Below are 22,407 nucleotides of genomic sequence, written 5' to 3'. Positions count from 1 at the left end.
ATTTAATGCGCTTCTAACCAGTTATCGCCAAGACCAATTTCAACATCTAATGGTACCGAAAGTTTAAACGCATTTTCCATTTCAGTTTTAATGAGTTTTGAAATCTCATCTAGTTCTGGTTTATAGACATCAAACACCAATTCATCATGTACTTGTAGTAGCATTTTGGTTTTGTAATCACCAGCTTCTAATTTTTCGTAAATGTTTATCATTGCTAGTTTGATGATGTCAGCAGCACTACCTTGAATTGGCGCATTTACCGCATTTCGTTCTGCTGCACCACGAACAACCGCATTTCTAGAATTGATATCTTTTAAATATCTACGCCTGCCTAAAACCGTTTGTACATAACCATGATCACGAGCAAAATCGACTTGTTTGCTGATGTAGTTTTTAAGCTTCGGATAGGTTTCATAATACGTATCGATTAACTCTTTAGCTTCGCTACGTGATAAATCGGTTTGGTTACTTAAACCGAATGCCGACACACCATAAATAATTCCGAAGTTAACCGTTTTCGCATTACTACGTTGTTCTCTGGTAACGTCTTCAATAGCAACATTAAATACTTTTGAAGCGGTTGACGCGTGAATGTCTTCACCATGTTTAAAGGCTTCAATCATGGTTTCTTCTTCGCTTAACGCTGCGATGATACGTAATTCAATTTGAGAATAATCGGCAGCTAATAAGGTGTAGTCTTCGCTACGAGGTACGAACGCTTTTCGTACTTGTCTTCCGCGTTCAGTACGAATAGGAATGTTTTGTAAATTAGGATTATTACTACTTAAACGACCAGTTGCAGCAACGGTTTGCATATAATCGGTATGTACGCGACCTGTAGCTTCTTCAACTTGAAGCGGTAAGGCATCTACATAGGTGCTTTTTAGTTTGGATAAACCTCTAAATTCAAGAATATTTTTAATGATTTCGTGGTCTTTTGCCAAGTAACTCAAGACGTCTTCTGCGGTAGAATATTGCCCAGTTTTGGTCTTTTTTGGCTTGTCTACCAGTTTCATTTTTTCAAATAAAATAACACCTAATTGCTTTGGTGATGCAATGTTGAATTCTTCGCCAGCAGCTTCGTAAATGTTCTTTTCTAAGTTAGCAATGTCACTATTTAATTGCTCTGATAAGCTGTTTAAAAAGTCTTTATCAAGGTTAATACCTTCCAATTCCATTGCGGCTAACACGCGTAGTAATGGGATTTCAATCTCATCAAATAATTTTTGTGTATTAGCTTCGCCTAACTCTTTTTCAAAATGTTCTTTAAGTTGAAGTGTAATATCAGCATCTTCTACAGCATATTCCGTTTGTTTGTCTAAAGGCACATCGCGCATTGATAGTTGATTTTTACCTTTTTTACCAATTAAGGTTTCAATGGAAATAGGCGAGTAGTTTAAATACGTTTCTGATAGCACATCCATGTTGTGACGCATGTCTGGATTAATTAAATAGTGCGCTAACATGGTGTCGAATAAAGGTCCTTTAACTTCAATATTATATTTAGCTAAAACCTTGATGTCGTATTTTAAATTCTGACCAATTTTCTGAATGTTTTCAGCTTCAAAAAACGGACGTAATTCTTCAATTAATTCTTGTGCTTCATCTTTATTTTCAGGAAATGGTAAGTAGAATCCTTTGCCAGTTTCCCAAGAAAATGCAATACCAACCAATTCTGCAGTTAACGGATTTAAGCCTGTAGTTTCCGTGTCAAAACACACTGAAGTCTGATTAAGTAAGTTTTTTACAAACAGTTTAGTTGCCATTCCGCTTGCAACACTTTGGTAAAAGTGACTTGTGTTTTCGGCTGTATTTCTTGTAAAAGTTGTGTTTGTTTCAGAATTTGAGCTGTCGTCTCCGCCACCAAATAAAGAGAATTGTCCTGCGCCAGCAGATGCTTTTTCTTTTGTTGTTTGAGACTTCTCGACTGAGCTCGAAGTGACATTATGATTAGTTGTTGTAGCTGAATTATCGCTTTCTGAAGTAAACGTTTTAATAAAATTATCTGTAAGACGTCTAAACTCTAGTTCTTGAAAAATTTCTTTTACTTTTTCAATATCTGGATAATCTAACTCGAAATCTTTCGCGTTGAATTCCACCGGAACATCAAGCATAATTCGCGCTAATTCTTTTGAAAGTCGACCTAGTTCGGCATTAGCTTCAACCTTTTCTTTCATCTTACCTTTTAGCTGGTCTGTGTTGGCTAAAAGTCCTTCCATGCTACCAAATTGCTTGATGAATTTTTTAGCAGTTTTCTCGCCAACACCAGGCAAACCAGGAATATTATCACTAGAGTCGCCCATCATTCCTAAAAAGTCAATGACTTGTTCTGGTCTTTCGACTTCAAATTTTTTCTGAACTTCTGGAATTCCCCAAGTTTCATATCCGCCACCAAACGATTTTGGGCGATACATAAAAATATTTTCGGTCACTAATTGTGCAAAATCTTTATCTGGTGTTACCATATAAGTTTTGTAACCTTCTTTTTCCGCTTGACGGGAAAGTGTCCCAATAACATCATCTGCCTCAAAACCTTCCTTTACCATAATTGGGATATGCATAGCTTCCAAAATTTTACAAATATGAGGAATTGCAGTGCGAATGCCTTCTGGTGTTTCGTCACGGTTGGCTTTGTAAGCTTCGTACATTTCTACACGATCTACGCTTCCGCCTTTATCAAAACATACCGCTAAATGGTCTGGTCTTTCGCGTTTGATGACATCTAAAAGTGAGTTCATAAAGCCCATAATGGCTGAGGTATCTTCACCTTTAGAGTTAATTCTTGGGTTTTTTATAAAAGCATAATATCCGCGAAAAATAAGCGCGTAAGCATCGACTAAAAAGAGACGTTTTTGTTCTGACATGTTTTGAATTTTAATCTTATAAAAAGTTCTTGACTGCGCTCGAACAGACAAGAACATCAAAATTACGAAACTTAACTCAGCTTTACTTAGATTTTTTAAAACCTTATTAGCAATAATTTGATTTTTGACTAATGTAATTAATGTTAATCTTCCCTTAAATTAAAGTAGATATGATTTTTAAGACTGTAATTTTGTTAAAATTATAGATATGTTACGCTGGATTATAATAATAGTTTTATACGGAATTTTTAATTTTTATGCTTTTCAATCGGTAAAGACTTTAACAAGTAAAAAATGGATTTATTTCTTGTTTTTTGCGCTTACAATAATGGTATTAGTAAACTTAGTTTACCAATTTATAATACCAACCCAAGGTCGTGTACTTACGCCAGCTAAGAGTTATGCTTTAGGTTTTTTTCTAACTGTTATTGCCTTAAAAGTAGTACTAATTTCTTTTTTATTTACAGAAGATGTAATCCGTATTTTATACGGAGCATATCAAAAAGTGTTTGGAGATAAAGAAACCTTTTATTTGCCTTCTAGAAGGAAATTTATAAGCCAAATAGCTTTAGGTATTGCAGCAATACCATTTGCATCCATGCTTTATGGAATTTATAAAGGAAGATATAATTACAAAGTGTTAACTTATACTTTAGAATATCCAGATTTACCAGAAGCTTTTGATGGTTATCAAATCACACAAATTAGTGATGTACATTCTGGAAGCTTTGATAATAAAGAAAAAATAGAATACGCAATAGATTTAATTAATAAACAGCAATCTGATGTAATATTATTTACTGGAGACTTGGTTAATAATGAGGCTTCTGAGATGGAACAATGGAAAGGCACTTTTTCAAAATTATCAGCAAAAGATGGTGTGTTTTCAGTTTTAGGAAATCATGATTATGGAGATTACATGAACTGGCCAAACGAAACTGCTAAGCAAGAAAACTTAGAGTATCTTTTTGAAATTCAAAAAGAAATGGGTTTTGATTTGTTGAAAAATGAAAATAGATTTTTAGAACGGAACGGAGAAAGAATAGCTTTGATAGGTGTTGAAAATTGGGGAGCAGGTTTTAAACAAGTTGGAGATTTAGAAAAAGCTTCTGAAGGTGTAAATCAAGATGATTTTAAAATTTTAATGTCTCATGACCCAACACACTGGGAAAAAGTTGCTGTCACCCATCCTTTACACTATCATTTAACATTAAGTGGTCATACACATGGTATGCAGTTTGGAATAGAAATACCAGGTTGGATAAAATGGAGCCCAGCAAAATGGCGTTATAAATATTGGGCTGGTTTATATGAACAAAACAAACAAATAATAAACGTAAATAGAGGATTTGGTTACTTGGCTTTTCCTGGTCGAGTAGGTATTTGGCCAGAAATAACGGTTATTAAGCTTAAAAAAGGACTTCAAGAGGCTTAAATTAAACTAAATGTTTTATTTTTAAAGATACGTTAATACAAAAGCTTTAATCAAATGTCAAAATTTGGAGAATTAATTGATGTAGAAATTCCTGTGCTTTTAGACTTTTTTACAGAATGGGATGAAACATCTAAAAACATGCATGCGGTCTTAAGGGATGTAGCAGCTGCATTGGGAGATAAAGCAAGAGTCATTAAGATAGATGTGGATAAAAATAAAGAGCTGTCTGAGGCTTTAAGAGTAAAAGGTTTACCTACCTTAATTATCTATAAAAATGGAGAGATGAAATGGAGGCAAACTGGAGAGTTTGATGTAAACTCTATAATTAATGTTGTAGAACAGTTTATTTAAAGACTTTTGAAACTGTAGCCTCTATCAGAGTAATAAGTTAGTACTTTTGGTAACGTGTATTGTAAATTTTTTTTAGCCTTAATGCTATCGTGAAACACGATTATATTACCATCTTTAGTATGTTTTAAAACATTGTTTAAGCAATCCTTACCGCTTAAATTTATATTCCAGTCGTAACTAATTACAGACCACATTACAATTTGGTAGCCTTTTTTAATTAGTTGTCTAGCTTGCTTATTTTTAATCTTTCCGTATGGCGGTCTAAATAATTTTTTAGTTGAAAAATATTGTAAACCTAACTCTTTTTCTAAAGTGTTTTGAGCTTTTTCTGTGTTGTTGACATAAGAGTTGGTTTTATTACTCCAACCGTTTATATGATTAAAAGTATGATTGCCTATACTGTGACCATCTAGATTTATTTTATGAAGTATCTCTGGGTATTTTTTTACATTGTCTCCTATACAAAAGAAGGTTGCTTTTGCATTAAATTGTTTTAATGTGTTTAATGTCCATTCTGTAATTTCAGGAGTTGGACCATCATCAAAGGTTAGGTATAATGTTTTATTAGAAAACGTCTTTTCCCATATGTATTTAGGAAAAAGACGTTTAATTATTATTGGAATTTTTACAGGAAAAGCTAACATTTATTCAGCTTTTAAAACAGTATCAAATTCTTTTAAGAACTCTTCTTCAGACATTGGTTTTGCTGTAGGTTCTTCTTCGTAAAAGTGTTTAAATAAATCAAGGTAGTTATTAAAAGCTTTTGTTTCTTGTTCTGCAAACTCTTTGTCGTAACTTCTAAGAACATCTACTAAAGCCTTATAACGTTCAATATTAGTTAGGATTTCTGTAAAGTTATACTCTTGATTTTCTATCGTTAAATTACCATAGTATCTTAAATATTCTTGGTATTTTGTTGCAACCTCTTTAAACAATTGTCTTGCTTTTTCTTTATTATTTACCTCATAATATGTGCTAATGTATGGTTCTAAAAGTGTATAGAATCCGTATTTATCAACAGGCATATTTTCCATAGCAATATCTGCAATTTCTTCTGCTTTGTCTAGTTTGTTTTCGTTTAATAAAGCTTCTATTAAACGAGCTAAGTTACCGCGGTAAGTGATCGAGTTTTTTCGTGTTTCTGGGTCATGATAGATGTCTCCGCCACTATTTCCCCAATCCCAATTTACGACTTTATTATACATAAAATCGGTGTCAATACGTCCCATATCGTATGGGTTTGCTCTAGATACAGGAGTTTTTATTGGTACTAATTTGTAAACCATTCCGTTTAATTGCAGATAATCTTTAAGCCAAATGTAATCATCATCTCCAAATGCGCCACCTGTAAAGTAGATTGGACGTTGCCAATTGTTGTTTGCTACAATATCTAACATTAGTAATCTGTTTTTATATATAGCACTATCGTCTATTGTTATATAAAGATTATCTTCTATTAAGGCACTATCTTTAGCTTTAACAATTCCGTTTTTAATTACTTCTTTTTTGTCTACAGGAATACGGACATGTTCTGCAGGGAAATAATTTGAGTTAATTAATTGACTTGGATAAGAAGATACATCATCTCCTTCTTGCTGCATTATGTGTTTTAGCTTAGTTTTTGGATTGTCGCTTGTTATAAAGGTCATAAACTCCTTTATAGCTAATGTATCTTTAGTACGTAAACGCTTCATTATATAGTCTCTTGTCCCGTGTTTGTATTTGTCATGTGTAAGAGCAGATGGTATTGGCTCGCTTTCATAAGCTTGACGTTTCATTTGATCAATGTACCAATCTGTTTGGAATAAACTTGTATTGACAACACGCACATCGGTACGATATTTTTCAATTTCTTGAGCATACCATAGAGCAAAGGTGTCGTTATCACCAATTGAAAATAAAATACCATTTTCATCACAAGAATCTAGGTATTTTTTAGCCATAGCTAAAGCAGTGTACTTGTCAGAACGATCATGATCATCCCAATTTTGAGTAGCCATAATTAATGGGACTAACGCTAAACAAAGCACAGTTATAATTGGGGCTAAGATTTTGCCAGAAAGATATTTTTTTAGCATATCAAAGATGGCATATACCCCAAACCCAATCCAAATAGCAAAGACGTAAAAACTACCAACAACAGAATAATCTCTTTCTCTAGGTTCAAAAGGTCTTACGTTTGTGTAGACTTGAATAGCAATTCCTGTAAATAAGAAAAACACTAGCATAACCCAAAATAATTTTTTGTCTTTATTAAAAAGAAAAAATAGTCCAATTAACCCTAATATAAAAGGAAGGAAATAATACGTGTTTCTTGCTTTGTTGTTTTTCACATCACTTGGTAGATTATCTTGAGATTGCCCTAAATGAAGCTCGTCAATAAATTGAATGCCACTAATCCAATTACCGTGTTGGTCTAGTTTACCTTGTATATCATCTTGTCTACCAACAAAATTCCACATAAAGTAACGCCAATACATATAACCTAATTGGTACTCGAACATGAAAGCAAGGTTGTCTCCAAAAGAAGGTTTTTCTACATCTAAAAATTGACCAAATTGCTTTAAAAAATTATGGTAATCTTCATAATCAATTCTCCCTTTAACAACATCATTTTTAAAGTCTAAAATGGATTGTTCTAAACGTGGTTCTCCTTGGTAAGCAGGTTTTATTCTAAAATCTAAAAAACCAGTAAAAAGCATATAGTTTTCTGCGTTTTCTGCGCTCCACATACGAGGTAATACCGCAGCGTGTTTAGAGTTGTAGTTTTGCTTAGCGTTTTTATAATCGTTAACTATAATGTATTTGCCAGTAGTTTCATCTTTTTCATATTTAGGCTTGTCGTCAACATATGGTTCATTTTCATCTAAACCAGAATATTGGTCAGTAAATAAAGGTCCGTAAAATAGATGTGTTTCTGGATATTGCTCTAAGTTATAATAGGCTAAAAGTTCTCTAGCGCTTGAAGGGTTATTTTCGTTAATTACTACATTAGCATTAGCACGTATAGGTAACATTAACCATGATGATGAACCTATTAAAATGAATAATAAGCAAAGAATACCAGTGTTAAAATCATAAAGTTTTTTAGCTCTAGTATATTTTAATCCATAATAAAAAGCCGCTATAAGTAAAATACCAGCAATGATAGAACCTGAATTAAAAGGTAGACCTATTTGATTTACAAAAAACAACTCTAAAGCACTAAAATACCTAAGTACATTAGGAAACATTAATTTGAATATAAAAAGTAGAACGGCTACAGAAGCCACATTAGCTATAATAAAATTCTTAACAGTTATTTTTTTATAATTTTTGAAATAATAAATTAGACCAATAGCAGGTATGGTTAATAATCCCATAAAGTGAATACCAAACGATAAACCTATAACAAATGCAATTAAGATTAGCCATCTATTGCCACGTGGTTTGTGCATGTCTTTTTCCCAACGTAAGCCCAAAAAAAACATTATAGACATTATAAGTATTGCCATAGCATATACTTCTGTCTCAACAGCATTAAACCAAAACGAATCTGTAAATGAAAAAGCTAAAGATCCAACTAAAGCGCTTCCTAAAACAGCTATTTGTTGACCACTTTTAAGAGTCTTGCCTTCTCCTAATATTTTTTCTAAAATTAAAACAATAGTCCAAAACATGAATAAAATGGTAAAAGCACTAGATACGGCGCTCATCATATTCATTAAAAGTCCAATTTGATCTGGGTTTAAAGCAAAAACAGAAAATACAGCGCCAAGCATTTGATATAAAGGTGCTCCTGGTGGATGACCAACTTGTAATTTAGAAGCAGTTAAAATATATTCTCCAGCATCCCAAAAACTAACTGTAGGTTCTACAGTTAAAGAATAAGTAATTAATGCAATTAAAAAAGCGAACCAACCTAAAATTAGATTCCATTTTTTAAAACTTAAGGACATCATATGTTTTGTTTTATTTACGTGGGCGAATTTAGTAATTATTATGTTATAAGTAAGGTTTTTAAGTTAACGTTAAGTTTTTATTGATAATTTTTTTAAAAAATATTTGTACAAATAAAAGAATGTTTTAAATTTGCACGCTCAATAAGGTTATTGGCCTATGGTGTAACTGGCAACACGTCTGGTTTTGGTCCAGAAGAGTCTAGGTTCGAGCCCTAGTAGGCCAACAAAAAAAGCTTCCTAATTTTAGGAAGCTTTTTTATTTTAAGATATTTAGTATTTTAAATTTTAAATGTGATTACAGGTCTATTGGCATGATTAACCAAATCTTCACTTATACTCCCGTTAAAAAAGTGAGCTATACCTTGTCTACCGTGAGTGCTAATGCCAATTAAGTCTGCGTTTATAATTTTAGAAAAGTTTAAAATGCCTTTTTCTACAGTTTCATCATTGTAAATATTAATAGTGTAGTTGTTATAGTTTTGTCCTTCAATAAAGTCAAAAATTCTAACTTTTGAAGTAGCAGTAGTCACAAAATTACTAGGTGTATTTACGTATAAGAGGTGAATCTTAGCATCAAAAAGTTGGGCTAACTTAACCGCTTGGCTATATGTTTCTTTATTGTCATTTTTGAAGTCAGAAGCAAAAACAAATTCTTTAATATCAAAATGTTCATGCTTGTTTTTAATAACTAAAACAGGTGTTTTAGAGTGTCTTACTACTTTTTCTGCGTTAGACCCAATAAAGAGCTCTTTTAATCCTTCTGCGCCATGCGATCCCATTACAATAAGATCTATAGATTCTTTTTCGCAAGTTTCGAGAATACCTTTAGTGATGTCATGAAAATCTACAGTTTCGGTAACAGTAATATCTCTTAGGTAATCTTTTTTTAAAACATCTTCAAACTGCTTGTGTGCAAGTTTCATAAAGTACATAGCCTCAGGTAAATCTGCAGGAGCGCTTCCAGTATTAAGTTGTTGTATAGGTAAATCTAGCATATGTAATAATACAATTTCAAAATTATGCTTCTTAGCTAATTCTGCAGCCACTTTTACAGCATTTTCAGCTTCGTTAGAAAAATCTGTTGGTACTAATATTTTTTTCATAAAAAAGATGTTTTTTTGGGTGGATAGTCTTATAAATTTATGAATAAAATTTGATAATCAAAATATTATGTAAATCAATAAAAATGTGTATATTTGCAGCGTTGAAAGAAAAAAGATTAATTGAGGGGACGGAAATGTCCCCTCTTTTTATACTTACACATGTTTACAGATATAGTCAAGAATTTATTAAACAAAGCATTAGAAGAACGTCAAGATTTATTTTTGATAGATTTTAAAATGTCTAATGATAACGCTATTAAAATTATAATAGATGGAGATAAAGGCGTTACTGTAGAGGATTGCATTTATATTAGTCGTGCAATAGAGCATAATATAGATCGAGAAGAATATGACTTTTCTTTAGATGTAATGTCAGCAGGCGCAGCAGCACCGTTTAAATTACCAAGACAATTTGCTAAACATGAAGGAAGAACACTTGAAGTTAAGACCGAAAACGGTAAGTTTGAAGGAAAGTTAACATCTGTATCAGAAGACGGAATAACTTTAGAGTGGAAAGCGAGAGAGCCTAAACCAGTTGGTAAAGGCAAAGTAACAGTTCAAAAAAAAGAAAATATTGCTTTTAAAGACGTTTTAGAGGCTAAAGTGATTATAAAATTTTAATTCAGTAATAGAGTTATGGAGAATATAGCATTAATTGAATCTTTCTCAGAATTCAAAGACGATAAGTTAATAGATCGTGTTACACTAATGGCTATTTTAGAAGATGTATTTAGAAATGCATTAAAGAAGAAATTTGGAGATGACGATAATTTTGATATAATTATAAACCCAGATAAAGGAGATTTAGAAATTTGGAGAAATAGAATAGTTGTTGCAGATGGAGAAGTAGAAGAACCAAATCAAGAAATTTCATTATCCGAAGCTCGTAAAATAGAACCTGATTTTGAAGTAGGTGAAGATGTATCTGAAGAAGTAAAATTAATAGATCTTGGTCGTCGTGCAATTTTAGCATTACGCCAAAACTTAATTTCAAAAATTCACGAGCACGATAATACAAACCTCTATAAGCAATTTAAAGAATTAGAAGGCGATTTATATACAGCAGAAGTGCACCACATACGTCACAGAGCTGTAATTTTATTAGACGATGAGGGAAATGAAATTATCCTTCCAAAAGACAGACAAATACCATCAGATTTCTTCAGAAAAGGAGATAATGTAAGAGGTATTATTGATAGTGTAGAGTTAAAAGGGAACAAGCCTGCAATTATCATGTCAAGAACATCGCCAAAGTTCTTAGAAAAATTATTTGAATCAGAAATCCCTGAAGTATTTGACGGATTAATTACAATTAAAAACGTAGTCAGAATACCAGGTGAAAAAGCAAAAGTAGCTGTAGATTCTTATGATGATAGAATAGATCCTGTTGGGGCTTGTGTTGGTATGAAAGGATCTCGTATTCACGGAATTGTACGCGAGTTAGGAAACGAAAATATAGACGTAATTAACTATACAAACAATTTACAGTTGTATATTACGCGTGCATTAAGCCCAGCAAGAGTAACATCTATAAAAATAGATGAAGAAAATAAAAGAGCAGAAGCCATCTTAAAACCAGAAGAAGTAAGTAAAGCAATCGGTAGAGGTGGACACAATATACGTCTAGCAGGTCAATTAACAGGATATGAAATTGATGTGTTACGTGAAGGTGCAGAAGAAGATGTAGAATTAAGAGAATTCTCGGACGAAATCGAAGAGTGGATCATAGAAGAATTCTCTAAAGTAGGTCTGGATACAGCAAAAAGTGTACTAGAACAAGACGTAGAAGATTTAATAAAAAGAACAGACCTAGAAGAAGAAACAATTTTAGATGTTATCAGAATTCTTAAGGAAGAATTCGAAGATTAACATATATTTGAAAAAAAACAAGGTTAAAGGCAATTTATGGCTGAAACAATTAGATTAAATAAAGTATTACGCGAGCTTAACATCTCTTTAGATCGTGCTGTAGAATTCTTGGATTCTAAAGGTATCGAAATAGAGAAGCGTCCTACTACAAAAATTTCGCAAGACACTTACAATATTCTTTCTGATGAATTTGAGACTGATGCAAATAAAAAAATCAAGTCTCAAAAAGTAAATGAAGAAAAGAATAAAGAAAAAGAAGAACTTAGGCTAAAGCGCGAAAAAGAATTAGAGGCAAAGCAGAAAGCAGAAGAGGCTGAAAAAGCAGCAAAAGCAGCAAAAGAAGAAGCTCTTAAAAAAGAGCAAGAAGTTGTTAAGGCTTCAAAAACACTTTCTGGTCCTAAAACTGTCGGTAAAATCGACTTAGACCAAGGTAAAAAGGCTAAAAAAGAAGAAAAGCCAACCGCAGAAAAAGCTAAAGAAGCGCCTAAGCCAAAAGAAGAAAAAGTCTCAAAAGAAGTTTCTAAAAAGGAAGATGTTGCTGCTCCTAAAATAGAAAAGTCTAAAGTTGAAGCTGAAAATAAACAAGAGCCTAAAAAAGAACAGCCAAAAACTGAAGAGCCAAAAGCTGAAGAAGTAAAATCAGAACCAGCAGAAGAAACCATAAAGACCCAATATAAAAAGCTTTCTGGTCCAAAAATAGCTGGAGATAAAATAGATCTTTCTCAATTTAATAAGCCTAAGAAAAAGAAAGACGATAAAAAATCTAACGATTCTTCAAACAAAAAGAAAAGAAGACGTATTTCTAAACCAGGAGATAACAATAACTCTGGTAATAACAGAAATAATAACAATAATAAAAAAGACAGCAGGTTTAAAGGTAAAAAAGGACGTAAAAGCGCTCCTGTAAAAGAAGAACCAAGCGAAGAAGAAGTACAAAAGCAAATCCGCGAAACCTTAGAAAAACTTCAAGGAAAGTCTAACAAGGGTAAAGGTGCTAAATATAGAAGAGAAAAAAGAGAGCAGCACAGAGAAAAAACCGAAAAAGACTTACAAGCAGAACAAGCAGATAGTAAAATTCTTAAAGTAACAGAGTTTGTTACAGCAAGCGAAGTTGCAACAATGATGGATGTACCTGTAACATCTATTATATCAGCATGTATGTCTCTTGGTATGATGGTAACAATGAATCAGCGTTTAGACGCAGAAACATTAACTATTGTAGCAGAAGAATTTGGTTATGAAGTAGAGTTTGTAACTGCAGATATAGAAGAGTCTATTGAAGAAGTAGAAGATAAACCGGAAGATTTAAAATCTCGTGCACCAATCGTAACTGTTATGGGTCACGTAGATCACGGTAAAACATCTTTATTAGATTATATTCGTAAAGAAAATGTAATAGCAGGAGAATCAGGAGGAATTACTCAGCACATTGGAGCATATAGTGTAGAACTTGAAAACGGACAAAAAATTGCGTTTTTAGATACACCAGGTCACGAAGCCTTTACAGCAATGCGTGCTCGTGGTGCACAAGTTACAGATATTGCAATAATTGTAGCAGCTGCTGATGACGATATTATGCCTCAAACAAAAGAAGCTATTGCTCACGCACAAGCTGCAGGAGTGCCAATTGTTTTCGCAATTAACAAAATAGATAAACCTACAGCTAATCCAGATAAGATTAAAGAAGGTTTAGCAAACATGAACTTACTTGTAGAAGATTGGGGAGGAAAAATTCAGTCTCACGATATCTCTGCAAAAGTAGGAACAGGAGTAAAAGATTTATTAGAAAAAGTATTGCTTGAAGCAGAATTATTAGAGCTTAAAGCAAATCCAAATAAACCTGCAGTTGGTACAATTGTAGAAGCGTTCTTAGATAAAGGACGTGGTTATGTCGCAACCGTTTTAGTACAAGCAGGTACATTAAGAATTGGAGATTACGTATTAGCTGGTAAACATAGTGGTAAGATTAAAGCAATGCATGACGAAAGAGGTCATGATGTAGAAGTTGCTGGGCCATCAACACCAGTATCAATCTTAGGATTAGATGGCGCACCACAAGCAGGTGATAAGTTTAATGTCTTTGAAGACGAACGTGAAGCTAAACAAATTGCAAACAAGCGTATGCAATTACAACGTGAGCAAGATGTAAGAACAACTAAGACATTAACATTAGATGAAATTGGTCGTCGTATTGCCTTAGGAACATTTAAAGAGTTAAATATCATTCTTAAAGGAGATGTGGATGGTTCTGTAGAAGCATTAACAGACTCATTCCAAAAGCTTTCAACTGAAGAAATTCAAGTTAAAATCTTACACAAAGGTGTCGGTGCAATTACAGAAAGTGATGTGTTATTAGCATCAGCTTCAGATGCCATCATTATCGGATTTAATGTTCGTCCAGTTGGTAATGCAAGAACAATTGCAGATCAAGAAGAAGTAGATATCAGAACATACTCTATCATCTATGACGCTATTAACGATCTTAAAGACGCTATGGAAGGTATGTTATCTCCAGAAGTTAAAGAAGAAGTTACAGGTACTGTAGAAATTAGAGAACTGTTTAAAGTGTCTAAAGTTGGTACAATTGCAGGATGTATGGTAACTAATGGTAAAATCTTAAGATCATCTCAGGTTAGAATTATTAGAGATGGAGTTGTGGTTCATACAGGCGAATTAGCTTCTCTAAAACGCTTTAAAGATGATGTTAAAGAAGTGTCTAAAGGATACGATTGTGGACTTCAGATTAAAAACTATAACGACATTCAAATTGGAGATGTTATAGAAGCATTCCATGAAGTAGAAGTAAAAAAGAAGTTAAAGTAATTTTAACTTAAATCATAAAAAAAAGCGATTCTAATATCTTTAGAATCGCTTTTTTATTTTAGATAAAAAACAGCCTTAATCTTTGTCTTTTTTAGGTTTAAAAATGAATGCTGAAGGGAATTTTTTTTGAATCTCAATAAGCGCTCTATCAGCCTCTAATCTGCTTCTAAAACGACCTATCCATACCTTGTAATTTGGCGTTTCATAAACTAACTCACAAGACCATTTTTCATAAGAATTTATGAATTTCGATTTCTCTTTTTCAGCTGCTGCTAATGAGCCTGAGAAAATCTGAATTTTATATTTATTAAAATCTGTATTCTCCTTATTTAGATCTTTTTTAATCTCTATAACTTTAGTCAATTTATCGTCTTCATTAACGGTAATGTTTCCATTTTGAGCAAATATTTCATTACTAAATAGAATAATAGCAGTTGTTAACAATAAGGTTTTTAAGGTATTAATTTTATTCATTTTTATCTTTGTTTAATGCAAATGTAAATTTTATAAACTTATTTATTAGTTAATTTATTATTTAGAATTACTCTAAATTACCAATTAACAGTTCGCTAACATTTCTAAAATCGACTTTAAATATTACTTTTGCATAGCGCATTTTATAACTGTGTTTGTAAAATATAGATGAAAAAATCATACCAAAGTCAAGAAGTAAATTCAATATATAATATGAAACAGGTGATTCACCGTAAGTTAGGCATTAATTCCCTTCGTTTAAGCTTAATTTTTTTACTAACTTTTTCTACCTCGCTTTTCGCTCAAGATGGCGATCCTGTAGCAGGAAAATCATTGTTTAATGCTAATTGTGCGGCTTGTCATAAGCTTGATAAGAAAATGACCGGTCCGGCGCTACGTAATGTAGAGCAGCGTCTTTCTGAAGAAGAAGGCTTAGATAGAGAGTGGTTATACACTTGGATTAAGAATAGTCCATCAATGATTAAGTCTGGAGATGCTTATGCTAATAAAATCTATGAAGAGTATGGTGGTGCAGCAATGACTCCATTTCCTCAATTATCTAATGCAGATATAGATAATATCTTAGCATACACTGCTACAGAAGCAGCTCCGCCACCAGCGCCAACTCCTGGAGCAGAAACAGGAACAGCTCAAGTAGAAGGTGGTATTTCAAACGATATTATTTTAGGTGCTTTAGGTTTGTTGTTTGCTTTATTAGCAATCGCATTATTTTTAGTAAACAAAACATTACGTCGCTTTGCTGAAGCAAAAGGAGTTGAGCTAGAATCTACAAAACGCACACCGATTTGGAAAGCATTTATTCAAAATCAATTTTTAGTATTGGTAAGTGTAATTGTGTTGCTGTTAGCTTCGGCATATTTTGTTTACGGTTACTTTATGCAAGTTGGCGTTAATCAAGGTTACGAGCCAGTACAGCCAATTCACTATTCTCACCGTATTCACGCTGGAGAAAATGGTATAGATTGTAAATATTGTCACTCTTCAGCAAGAGTTAGTAAGCATTCTGGTATTCCTTCGTTAAACGTTTGTATGAATTGTCATAAATCAATATACGAAGTGGCACCAGAGACCCAACAAGAAGGTTTAGCTGAATATGGAGTTGATTACAACGCAGAAATAAAAAAGCTTTATGCTGCTGTGGGTTGGGATGATGCTGAACAAAAATACACTGGCGAAACTTCTCCGGTTAAATGGATAAGAATACACAACTTGCCAGATTTTGCATACTTTAACCACTCGCAACACGTAACTGTTGCAGGTGTAGAGTGTCAAACATGTCATGGTCCTGTTGAAGAAATGGAAATTATGAGTCAGCATGCACCATTAACAATGGGATGGTGTATTAACTGTCATAGAGAGACCAATGTAAAAGTTAAAGACAACGCTTATTACACAAAAATCCACGAGCAATTATCTAAAAAGTATGGTGTAGAAAACCTTACTGCTGCTCAAATGGGTGGATTAGAATGTGGTAAATGTCACTATTAATTATTAATAAGAAATAAATTCAATTATATAATATGTCATCAAACAAGAAATACTGGAAAAGTGTTGAGGAGCTAAATGAGAATAGCTCTATTGTTGAGACGCTAAAACAAAACGAATTTGTTCAAGAAATTCCAACTGACGAGTTTTTAGGAGATAAAGATAAGTTAGAGAGTTCTTCAACAACACGTCGTGATTTCTTAAAGTATGTTGGTTTTAGTACAGCTGCTGCTTCTTTAGCGGCTTGCGAAGGACCAGTTGTAAAATCAATTCCTTACGTAGTTCAGCCAGAAAGAATCGTTCCTGGTGTAGCTAACTATTATGCTACTGTAATTGCAAATGGTTTTGATTATGCTAGTGTTTTAGTAAAAACTCGTGAAGGTCGTCCAATTAAAATTGAAAATAACACTTTAGCACCAACACACGGTAGTGCTAATGCAAGAGTGAATGCTTCAGTTTTAGATTTGTATGATAGCTTAAGACTTCAAGGACCAAAAAAAGGAGGTAATAATATCTCTTGGTCTGATTTTGATGCTGAAACCTCAAAAAAATTAAATGAAATTAAAGCGTCAGGAAAGCAAATTGCTTTGTTGACTCAAACATACTCTAGTCCATCAACCAACAAATTAGTAGCTGAATTTACTGAAGCTTATGGTAATGTAAACCATGTGGTTTATGATGCTGTTTCAGAATCTGCTGCTTTAGATGCTTTCCAAGCTAAATACGGAGAGCGTGGTTTAGCTAATTATGATTTTTCTAAAGCAATGACCATAGTTTCTGTTGGTGCAGATTTCTTAGGAGATTGGCAAGGTGGAGGATTTGATGCAGGTTATGCGCAAGGACGTATACCAAAAGACGGTAAGATGTCTCGTCATATCCAATTTGAATCTAACATGTCTTTGTCTGGTGCAAACGCAGACAAGCGTGTACCTGTTACACCAACTAACCAAAAATTAGTGTTAGCGCAATTACATAGTTTAATTGTAGGTGGATCTGTAAATGCTAATGCACTACCAGCAAATGTAAAAGAAGCTGTTCAAAAAGTAGCTTCAGAATTAAAAAGAGCAGGAAGCAACGGTGTATTAGTTTCAGGTATTCAAGATGTAAACGCTCAAACAGTTGTTTTAGAAATTAACGAAGCTTTAAATAGTAAAGCATTTGATGCTAAAACACCTATAAAAACACGTCAAGGTAATGCAAAAGCTGTTCAAATTTTAATATCAGATATGAAAGCTGGTAAAGTTGGAGCGGTAATTATGAGTGGTGTAAACCCAATGTATACTTTACCTAACGCTAAAGATTTTGCTGAAGCAATTAAGAAAACAGATCTTTCAATTTACTTTACAATGAAAGAAGATGAAACTGCATCTGTTTCAGAATATCTTGCTGCAGCACCACATTACTTAGAATCTTGGGGAGATGTAGAATTTAAAAAAGGACACTATGGTTTAATGCAACCAACAATTCGTCCTTTATTTGATACAAGACAATTTCAAGAAGCATTATTAAAGTGGAACGGTAACGATTCTTCTTTAAATGAATATATCAAAACTACGTGGAATGCAGGTGTACTTAATGGAAGTTCATTCAACAAAGCATTACACGATGGAATATTTGTAGGTTCAATTAACTCAGCTGAAGTTGCAGAAACTGAAGAAGTTGAGCAAGATGAAATACCTGCAAGTAATGCTGCAAGAGCTTTAGCATCTTCAGCTAAATCTAACGGTACTGAATTAGTGCTTTACACTAAAACAGGTATGGGAGATGGACAACAAGCTAATAATCCATGGTTACAAGAGTTTCCAGATCCAATATCTAGAACATCTTGGGATAATTATTTAACAGTATCAAAATCAGATGCTGAAGCTTGGGGATTAGTAAATGAACATGAAGCTACAGGTGCTTTAAATGGTAGTTATGCTACTGTAAAAGCCAATGGTGTAAGTGTTACAGTTCCTGTAATTATTCAACCTGGACAAGCAAAAGGATCTGTTGGTTTATCTTTTGGATACGGTCGTACAGCTGGTTTAAAAGAAGAAATGCAAACAGGTGTAAACGCTTATCCTTTATACAAAGACTTTAACAATGTTCAATCTGTATCAGTAGAAAAAGCTACTGGAATGCATGAGTTTGCTTGCGTACAATTACAAAACACCTTAATGGGTCGTGGTGATATTGTTAGAGAAACAACTTTAGAAATATTTAATACTAAAGATAAACATTATTGGAACCCAATTCCTGAAGTATCATTAAACCATGAAGAAACTCCGGTAACTTCACCAGAAGTAGATTTATGGGATGAATTTGATAGATCAATAGGTCACCACTTTAATTTATCTATAGACTTAAACGCTTGTACAGGATGTGGAGCATGTGTTATTGCATGTCATGCTGAAAACAACGTTCCTGTAGTAGGAAAAGAAGAGATAAGACGTAGTCGTGATATGCATTGGTTACGTATTGATAGATACTATTCTTCTGAAGAAACTTTTGAAGCTGATGATGAAAAGAAAGAAGGTTTCTCTGGACTATTCGGAGATAACGGATCATTAGGTGGGTTTGGAGAATTAGAACATCCAGCGGATAATCCTCAAGTGGCTTTTCAACCAATAATGTGTCAACATTGTAATCATGCACCTTGCGAAACTGTTTGTCCAGTTGCAGCAACAGCTCATGGTAGACAAGGTCAAAACCATATGGCATATAACCGTTGTGTAGGTACAAGATACTGTGCTAACAACTGTCCATATAAAGTACGTCGTTTTAACTGGTTCTTATACAATGGAAACGATGAGTTTGATTATCACATGAATAATGATTTAGGTCGTATGGTTGTTAATCCAGACGTAACAGTACGTTCTCGTGGTGTAATGGAAAAATGTTCTATGTGTATTCAAATGACACAAAAAACCATTCTTGATGCTAAACGTGACGGACGTGAGATTAAAGATGGAGAGTTCCAAACAGCATGTTCTGCAGCTTGTAGTAGTGGAGCAATGATTTTTGGAGATATCAATGATAAAGAAAGTAAAGTTGCAAAACTTACAGAAGATAATAGAATGTATCACTTACTAGAGCATGTAGGTACAAAACCAAATGTGATGTACCATACTAAAGTAAGAAATACTACAGAATCATAAATTAACTAAGAAACACTTATATAAGGATTATGGCGTCTCATTACGAAGCACCTATTAGAAGACCTCTAGTTACCGGCGAGAAATCGTATCACGATGTAACAGTAGATATCGCTGCTCCTGTAGAAGGTAAAGCAAATAAACAATGGTGGATTGTTTTTTCAATTGCTCTTGTTGCTTTTCTTTGGGGAATAGGTTGTATTATTTATACCGTATCAACAGGAATTGGTACTTGGGGATTAAACAGAACAGTAAACTGGGCTTGGGATATTACTAACTTCGTTTGGTGGGTTGGTATTGGTCACGCAGGAACTCTGATTTCAGCAGTACTTTTATTATTCCGTCAAAAATGGAGAATGGCAATTAACCGTTCTGCAGAAGCAATGACAATTTTCTCTGTAGTTCAAGCTGGTTTATTCCCGATTATTCACATGGGTCGTCCATGGTTAGCATATTGGGTATTACCAATTCCAAACCAATTTGGATCGTTATGGGTTAACTTTAACTCGCCATTACTTTGGGATGTATTTGCAATTTCTACGTATTTGTCAGTATCATTAGTATTCTGGTGGACTGGATTACTACCAGACTTTGCAATGTTACGTGATAGAGCAATTAAGCCATTTCAAAAGAAAATATATAGTTTATTAAGTTTTGGTTGGACAGGTCGTGCAAAAGACTGGCAACGTTTTGAAGAAGTATCTTTAGTACTTGCAGGTTTAGCAACACCATTAGTACTTTCGGTACACACAATTGTATCGTTTGACTTTGCAACGTCTGTTATACCAGGATGGCATACAACAATCTTCCCACCATACTTCGTTGCTGGAGCAATTTTTTCTGGTTTCGCAATGGTAAATACACTTCTTATCATTATGAGAAAAGTGTGTAATATGGAAGATTATATTACAGTACAACACATCGAGTTAATGAACATCGTAATCATGATTACTGGTTCTATTGTAGGTGTGGCATATATTACTGAGCTTTTCGTAGCTTGGTACTCTGGAGTAGAATTTGAACAATATGCATTCTTAAACAGGGCAACTGGCCCTTACGCTTGGGCATATTGGATGATGATGTCTTGTAACGTATTCTCTCCACAGTTTATGTGGTTTAAAAAGTTACGTACAAGTATTATGTTCTCATTCTTTATTTCTATTGTTGTAAACATAGGTATGTGGTTTGAGCGTTTTGTAATTATTGTTACATCATTACACCGTGATTACTTACCGTCTTCATGGACAATGTTCTCTCCAACTTTTGTAGATATAGGTATTTTTGTAGGTACAATAGGATTCTTCTTTGTATTATTCTTATTATACTCTCGTACGTTCCCTGTAATAGCACAAGCAGAGGTTAAAACAATCTTGAAATCTTCAGGACAACGCTATAAAAACATAAGAGAAAGAGGTGAGAGTTTAGTAGGAACAGGCGCAGACAAAAGAACTTCTGTTTATAATAAAGTAGAAGCACCTAAAGTAGAGGCAGCTCCAACAACAGAAGCATTACCAAAACCTGAAAACACTGAAAAAGTAAGTAATTTACTTTCAGGAATAGGAACCTTTGACCCAGCAACACAAACTGCTGATGATTTAAAGAAAATCAATGGTATTGGCCCTAAAATGGAAGAAGTACTTAACAGTATAGGTATTTATACTTACCTTCAAGTAAGTAAGATGACAAAGAAAGAATACGACTTGTTAGATGAAATTACAGGTTCTTTCCCAGGAAGAGCAGAACGTGATGATTGGTCAGGACAAGCTAAAAATTTAATAAACTAAAAGTAGCATATGGAAGCTTCAAAAGTAATTCACGCTATTTATAACGACGATGATGTTTTAATGAACGCAGTAAAAAAAGTTAAAGCTGCAAAACATCATATAGAAGAAATTTACACACCTTTTCCAGTACACGGACTAGATAAGGCAATGGGATTAGCACCAACACGTATAGCAATAACAGCTTTTTTATACGGTTGTGTAGGTTTAACAGTTGCAGTTTTAATGATGAATTTTATCATGATTGAAGACTGGCCTCAAGACATTGGAGGTAAGCCAAGTTTTAGCTACTTAGAAAACATGCCAGCATTTGTACCAATTATGTTTGAGCTTACTGTATTTTTTGCAGCTCACTTAATGGTAATTACATTCTATTTAAGAAGTAGAATGTGGCCTTTCAAAAAAGCTGAAAATCCAGATCCTAGAACTACAGATGACCATTTCTTAATGGAAATACCTGTTAGTGGAAACGAAAACGAATTACATAACTTGTTAGTAGAAACTGGTGCAGTAGAAATTAACGTAGTTGATAAAGCTCATTAATTAGATACAATGAAACATTTAATTAAAATAACAATAGTAGCCTTAATTACAGTATCGTTTACGTCTTGTAATAAAAAGACAAGACCTAATTACGAATACATGCCAAACATGTACGAATCTGTTGCTTATGAGGCTTATCAAGAATCTGATGCTTTTGCAAATGGTGTAGAAGCACAATTGCCTGTTGAAGGAACAATCTCAAGAGGATATATGCCTTTTGATTATGCAGGAGACACTGATGGATACAATTTAGCTAAAGCTGAATTAACAAGTCCATTAGATTCTACTCAAGTTGATTTAAATAGAGGTAAAGAACTTTACAATATTTATTGTGGTATTTGTCACGGTAATAAAGGTGCAGGACAAGGACAATTAGTAAAGAGAGAAAAAATACTTGGAGTTCCTAGTTATGCAGATGCAGGTAGAGCGATAAATGAAGGTAGTATTTACCATGTTATCTATTATGGTAAGAATGCAATGGGTAGCTATGCTAATCAACTAAATGAAGAAGAGCGTTGGCAAGTTGTAGCTTATGTATTAAGCTTAAAAGCAAATTTAGAAAAATAAGATTTAGATAAAG

At 33.6% G+C, this 22,407-nt stretch carries 15 protein-coding genes and 1 tRNA gene; 11 read left to right on the top strand and 5 right to left on the bottom strand.

Features of this window, described 5'->3' with window-relative positions; translation table 11 throughout:
- Positions 1-2 precede the first annotated feature (2 nt).
- The gene (gene polA, locus H574_RS0104795; RefSeq protein ID WP_027879471.1) at positions 3-2,864 is read right to left on the bottom strand and encodes a DNA polymerase I; all 2,862 of its coding nucleotides are present in this window, start codon (positions 2,862-2,864) and stop codon (positions 3-5) included.
- A gap of 208 nt (positions 2,865-3,072) precedes the next feature.
- Here polA and H574_RS0104790 point away from each other — a divergent pair, with 208 nt between their 5' ends.
- Together H574_RS0104790 and H574_RS0104785 are read left to right on the top strand one after the other, a co-directional pair.
- The gene (locus H574_RS0104790; RefSeq protein ID WP_027879470.1) at positions 3,073-4,299 is read left to right on the top strand and encodes a metallophosphoesterase; all 1,227 of its coding nucleotides are present in this window, start codon (positions 3,073-3,075) and stop codon (positions 4,297-4,299) included.
- Between the two features lie 54 nt (positions 4,300-4,353).
- A complete protein-coding gene (locus H574_RS0104785; RefSeq protein ID WP_027879469.1) occupies positions 4,354-4,650 on the top strand; it encodes a thioredoxin family protein in 297 nt (98 codons plus the stop codon).
- On the opposite strand, the gene H574_RS0104780 is transcribed toward H574_RS0104785, so the two are convergent.
- Positions 4,647-5,294, bottom strand: coding sequence for a polysaccharide deacetylase family protein (locus H574_RS0104780; RefSeq protein ID WP_027879468.1), 648 nt, complete (start codon positions 5,292-5,294; stop codon positions 4,647-4,649). The two genes, H574_RS0104785 and H574_RS0104780, sit on opposite strands and share 4 nt — an antisense overlap.
- The gene (locus H574_RS0104775) at positions 5,295-8,591 is read right to left on the bottom strand and encodes a DUF2723 domain-containing protein (protein ID WP_027879467.1); all 3,297 of its coding nucleotides are present in this window, start codon (positions 8,589-8,591) and stop codon (positions 5,295-5,297) included.
- A 151-nt stretch (positions 8,592-8,742) separates the two neighbouring features.
- Here H574_RS0104775 and H574_RS0104770 point away from each other — a divergent pair.
- Positions 8,743-8,815, top strand: a tRNA-Gln gene (locus H574_RS0104770).
- Between the two features lie 54 nt (positions 8,816-8,869).
- On the opposite strand, the gene H574_RS0104765 is transcribed toward H574_RS0104770, so the two are convergent.
- Entirely contained in the window at positions 8,870-9,694 is an 825-nt protein-coding gene (locus H574_RS0104765; protein WP_027879466.1) for a universal stress protein, read from the bottom strand.
- Between the two features lie 159 nt (positions 9,695-9,853).
- Between H574_RS0104765 and rimP the strand changes: the two genes are divergently transcribed.
- The 3 genes from rimP to infB are packed head-to-tail and all read left to right on the top strand — an operon-like array spanning position 9,854 to position 14,386.
- A complete protein-coding gene (rimP, locus tag H574_RS0104760) occupies positions 9,854-10,315 on the top strand; it encodes a ribosome assembly cofactor RimP (protein WP_027879465.1) in 462 nt (153 codons plus the stop codon).
- Between the two features lie 15 nt (positions 10,316-10,330).
- Positions 10,331-11,563: a transcription termination factor NusA gene (gene nusA, locus H574_RS0104755; RefSeq protein ID WP_027879464.1), complete on the top strand. Its 1,233-nt coding sequence runs from the start codon at positions 10,331-10,333 to the stop codon at positions 11,561-11,563.
- A 36-nt stretch (positions 11,564-11,599) separates the two neighbouring features.
- The gene (gene infB / locus H574_RS0104750; RefSeq protein WP_027879463.1) at positions 11,600-14,386 is read left to right on the top strand and encodes a translation initiation factor IF-2; all 2,787 of its coding nucleotides are present in this window, start codon (positions 11,600-11,602) and stop codon (positions 14,384-14,386) included.
- A gap of 75 nt (positions 14,387-14,461) precedes the next feature.
- On the opposite strand, the gene H574_RS0104745 is transcribed toward infB, so the two are convergent.
- Positions 14,462-14,860 carry an SPOR domain-containing protein gene (locus H574_RS0104745; RefSeq protein WP_027879462.1) on the bottom strand — a complete coding sequence of 133 codons (399 nt, stop codon included), beginning with the start codon at positions 14,858-14,860 and terminating at the stop codon, positions 14,462-14,464.
- A 213-nt stretch (positions 14,861-15,073) separates the two neighbouring features.
- On the opposite strand from H574_RS0104745, the gene H574_RS0104735 reads away from it, so the two are divergent.
- From H574_RS0104735 to H574_RS0104715, 5 genes are read left to right on the top strand one after another with little or no spacing between them, the layout of a single operon-like run.
- A complete protein-coding gene (locus H574_RS0104735) occupies positions 15,074-16,369 on the top strand; it encodes a c-type cytochrome (RefSeq protein ID WP_027879461.1) in 1,296 nt (431 codons plus the stop codon).
- A gap of 32 nt (positions 16,370-16,401) precedes the next feature.
- Complete coding sequence (locus tag H574_RS0104730) at positions 16,402-19,506, top strand: TAT-variant-translocated molybdopterin oxidoreductase (RefSeq protein WP_027879460.1); 3,105 nt, start codon at positions 16,402-16,404, stop codon at positions 19,504-19,506.
- Between the two features lie 29 nt (positions 19,507-19,535).
- Positions 19,536-21,287 carry an NrfD/PsrC family molybdoenzyme membrane anchor subunit gene (nrfD, locus tag H574_RS13960; RefSeq protein WP_081653176.1) on the top strand — a complete coding sequence of 584 codons (1,752 nt, stop codon included), beginning with the start codon at positions 19,536-19,538 and terminating at the stop codon, positions 21,285-21,287.
- A 9-nt stretch (positions 21,288-21,296) separates the two neighbouring features.
- Positions 21,297-21,827: a DUF3341 domain-containing protein gene (locus H574_RS0104720; protein ID WP_027879459.1), complete on the top strand. Its 531-nt coding sequence runs from the start codon at positions 21,297-21,299 to the stop codon at positions 21,825-21,827.
- A 9-nt stretch (positions 21,828-21,836) separates the two neighbouring features.
- Complete coding sequence (locus H574_RS0104715) at positions 21,837-22,394, top strand: c-type cytochrome (RefSeq protein ID WP_027879458.1); 558 nt, start codon at positions 21,837-21,839, stop codon at positions 22,392-22,394.
- The last annotated feature ends 13 nt before the right edge of the window (positions 22,395-22,407 follow it).

The sequence above is a fragment of the Mesoflavibacter zeaxanthinifaciens DSM 18436 genome (genome assembly GCF_000422365.1).
In the GTDB taxonomy this organism is placed as follows: domain Bacteria; phylum Bacteroidota; class Bacteroidia; order Flavobacteriales; family Flavobacteriaceae; genus Mesoflavibacter; species Mesoflavibacter zeaxanthinifaciens.
Note: the sequence above shows the minus strand (reverse complement) of the source record. Positions and strands in the feature narration are given on the sequence as shown.

What these genes read in the sequence shown, in the direction of transcription:
- nrfD (WP_081653176.1), top strand. Translation starts at nt 19,536, where the DNA reads ATGGCGTCTCATTACGAAGCACCTATTAGAAGACCTCTAGTTACCGGC.
- H574_RS0104790 (WP_027879470.1), top strand. Translation starts at nt 3,073, where the DNA reads ATGTTACGCTGGATTATAATAATAGTTTTATACGGAATTTTTAATTTT.
- H574_RS0104730 (WP_027879460.1), top strand. Translation starts at nt 16,402, where the DNA reads ATGTCATCAAACAAGAAATACTGGAAAAGTGTTGAGGAGCTAAATGAG.
- H574_RS0104775 (WP_027879467.1), bottom strand. Translation starts at nt 8,591, where the DNA reads ATGATGTCCTTAAGTTTTAAAAAATGGAATCTAATTTTAGGTTGGTTC.
- H574_RS0104785 (WP_027879469.1), top strand. Translation starts at nt 4,354, where the DNA reads ATGTCAAAATTTGGAGAATTAATTGATGTAGAAATTCCTGTGCTTTTA.
- polA (WP_027879471.1), bottom strand. Translation starts at nt 2,864, where the DNA reads ATGTCAGAACAAAAACGTCTCTTTTTAGTCGATGCTTACGCGCTTATT.
- H574_RS0104780 (WP_027879468.1), bottom strand. Translation starts at nt 5,294, where the DNA reads ATGTTAGCTTTTCCTGTAAAAATTCCAATAATAATTAAACGTCTTTTT.
- H574_RS0104745 (WP_027879462.1), bottom strand. Translation starts at nt 14,860, where the DNA reads ATGAATAAAATTAATACCTTAAAAACCTTATTGTTAACAACTGCTATT.
- H574_RS0104720 (WP_027879459.1), top strand. Translation starts at nt 21,297, where the DNA reads ATGGAAGCTTCAAAAGTAATTCACGCTATTTATAACGACGATGATGTT.
- H574_RS0104735 (WP_027879461.1), top strand. Translation starts at nt 15,074, where the DNA reads ATGAAACAGGTGATTCACCGTAAGTTAGGCATTAATTCCCTTCGTTTA.
- H574_RS0104765 (WP_027879466.1), bottom strand. Translation starts at nt 9,694, where the DNA reads ATGAAAAAAATATTAGTACCAACAGATTTTTCTAACGAAGCTGAAAAT.
- infB (WP_027879463.1), top strand. Translation starts at nt 11,600, where the DNA reads ATGGCTGAAACAATTAGATTAAATAAAGTATTACGCGAGCTTAACATC.
- nusA (WP_027879464.1), top strand. Translation starts at nt 10,331, where the DNA reads ATGGAGAATATAGCATTAATTGAATCTTTCTCAGAATTCAAAGACGAT.
- H574_RS0104715 (WP_027879458.1), top strand. Translation starts at nt 21,837, where the DNA reads ATGAAACATTTAATTAAAATAACAATAGTAGCCTTAATTACAGTATCG.
- rimP (WP_027879465.1), top strand. Translation starts at nt 9,854, where the DNA reads ATGTTTACAGATATAGTCAAGAATTTATTAAACAAAGCATTAGAAGAA.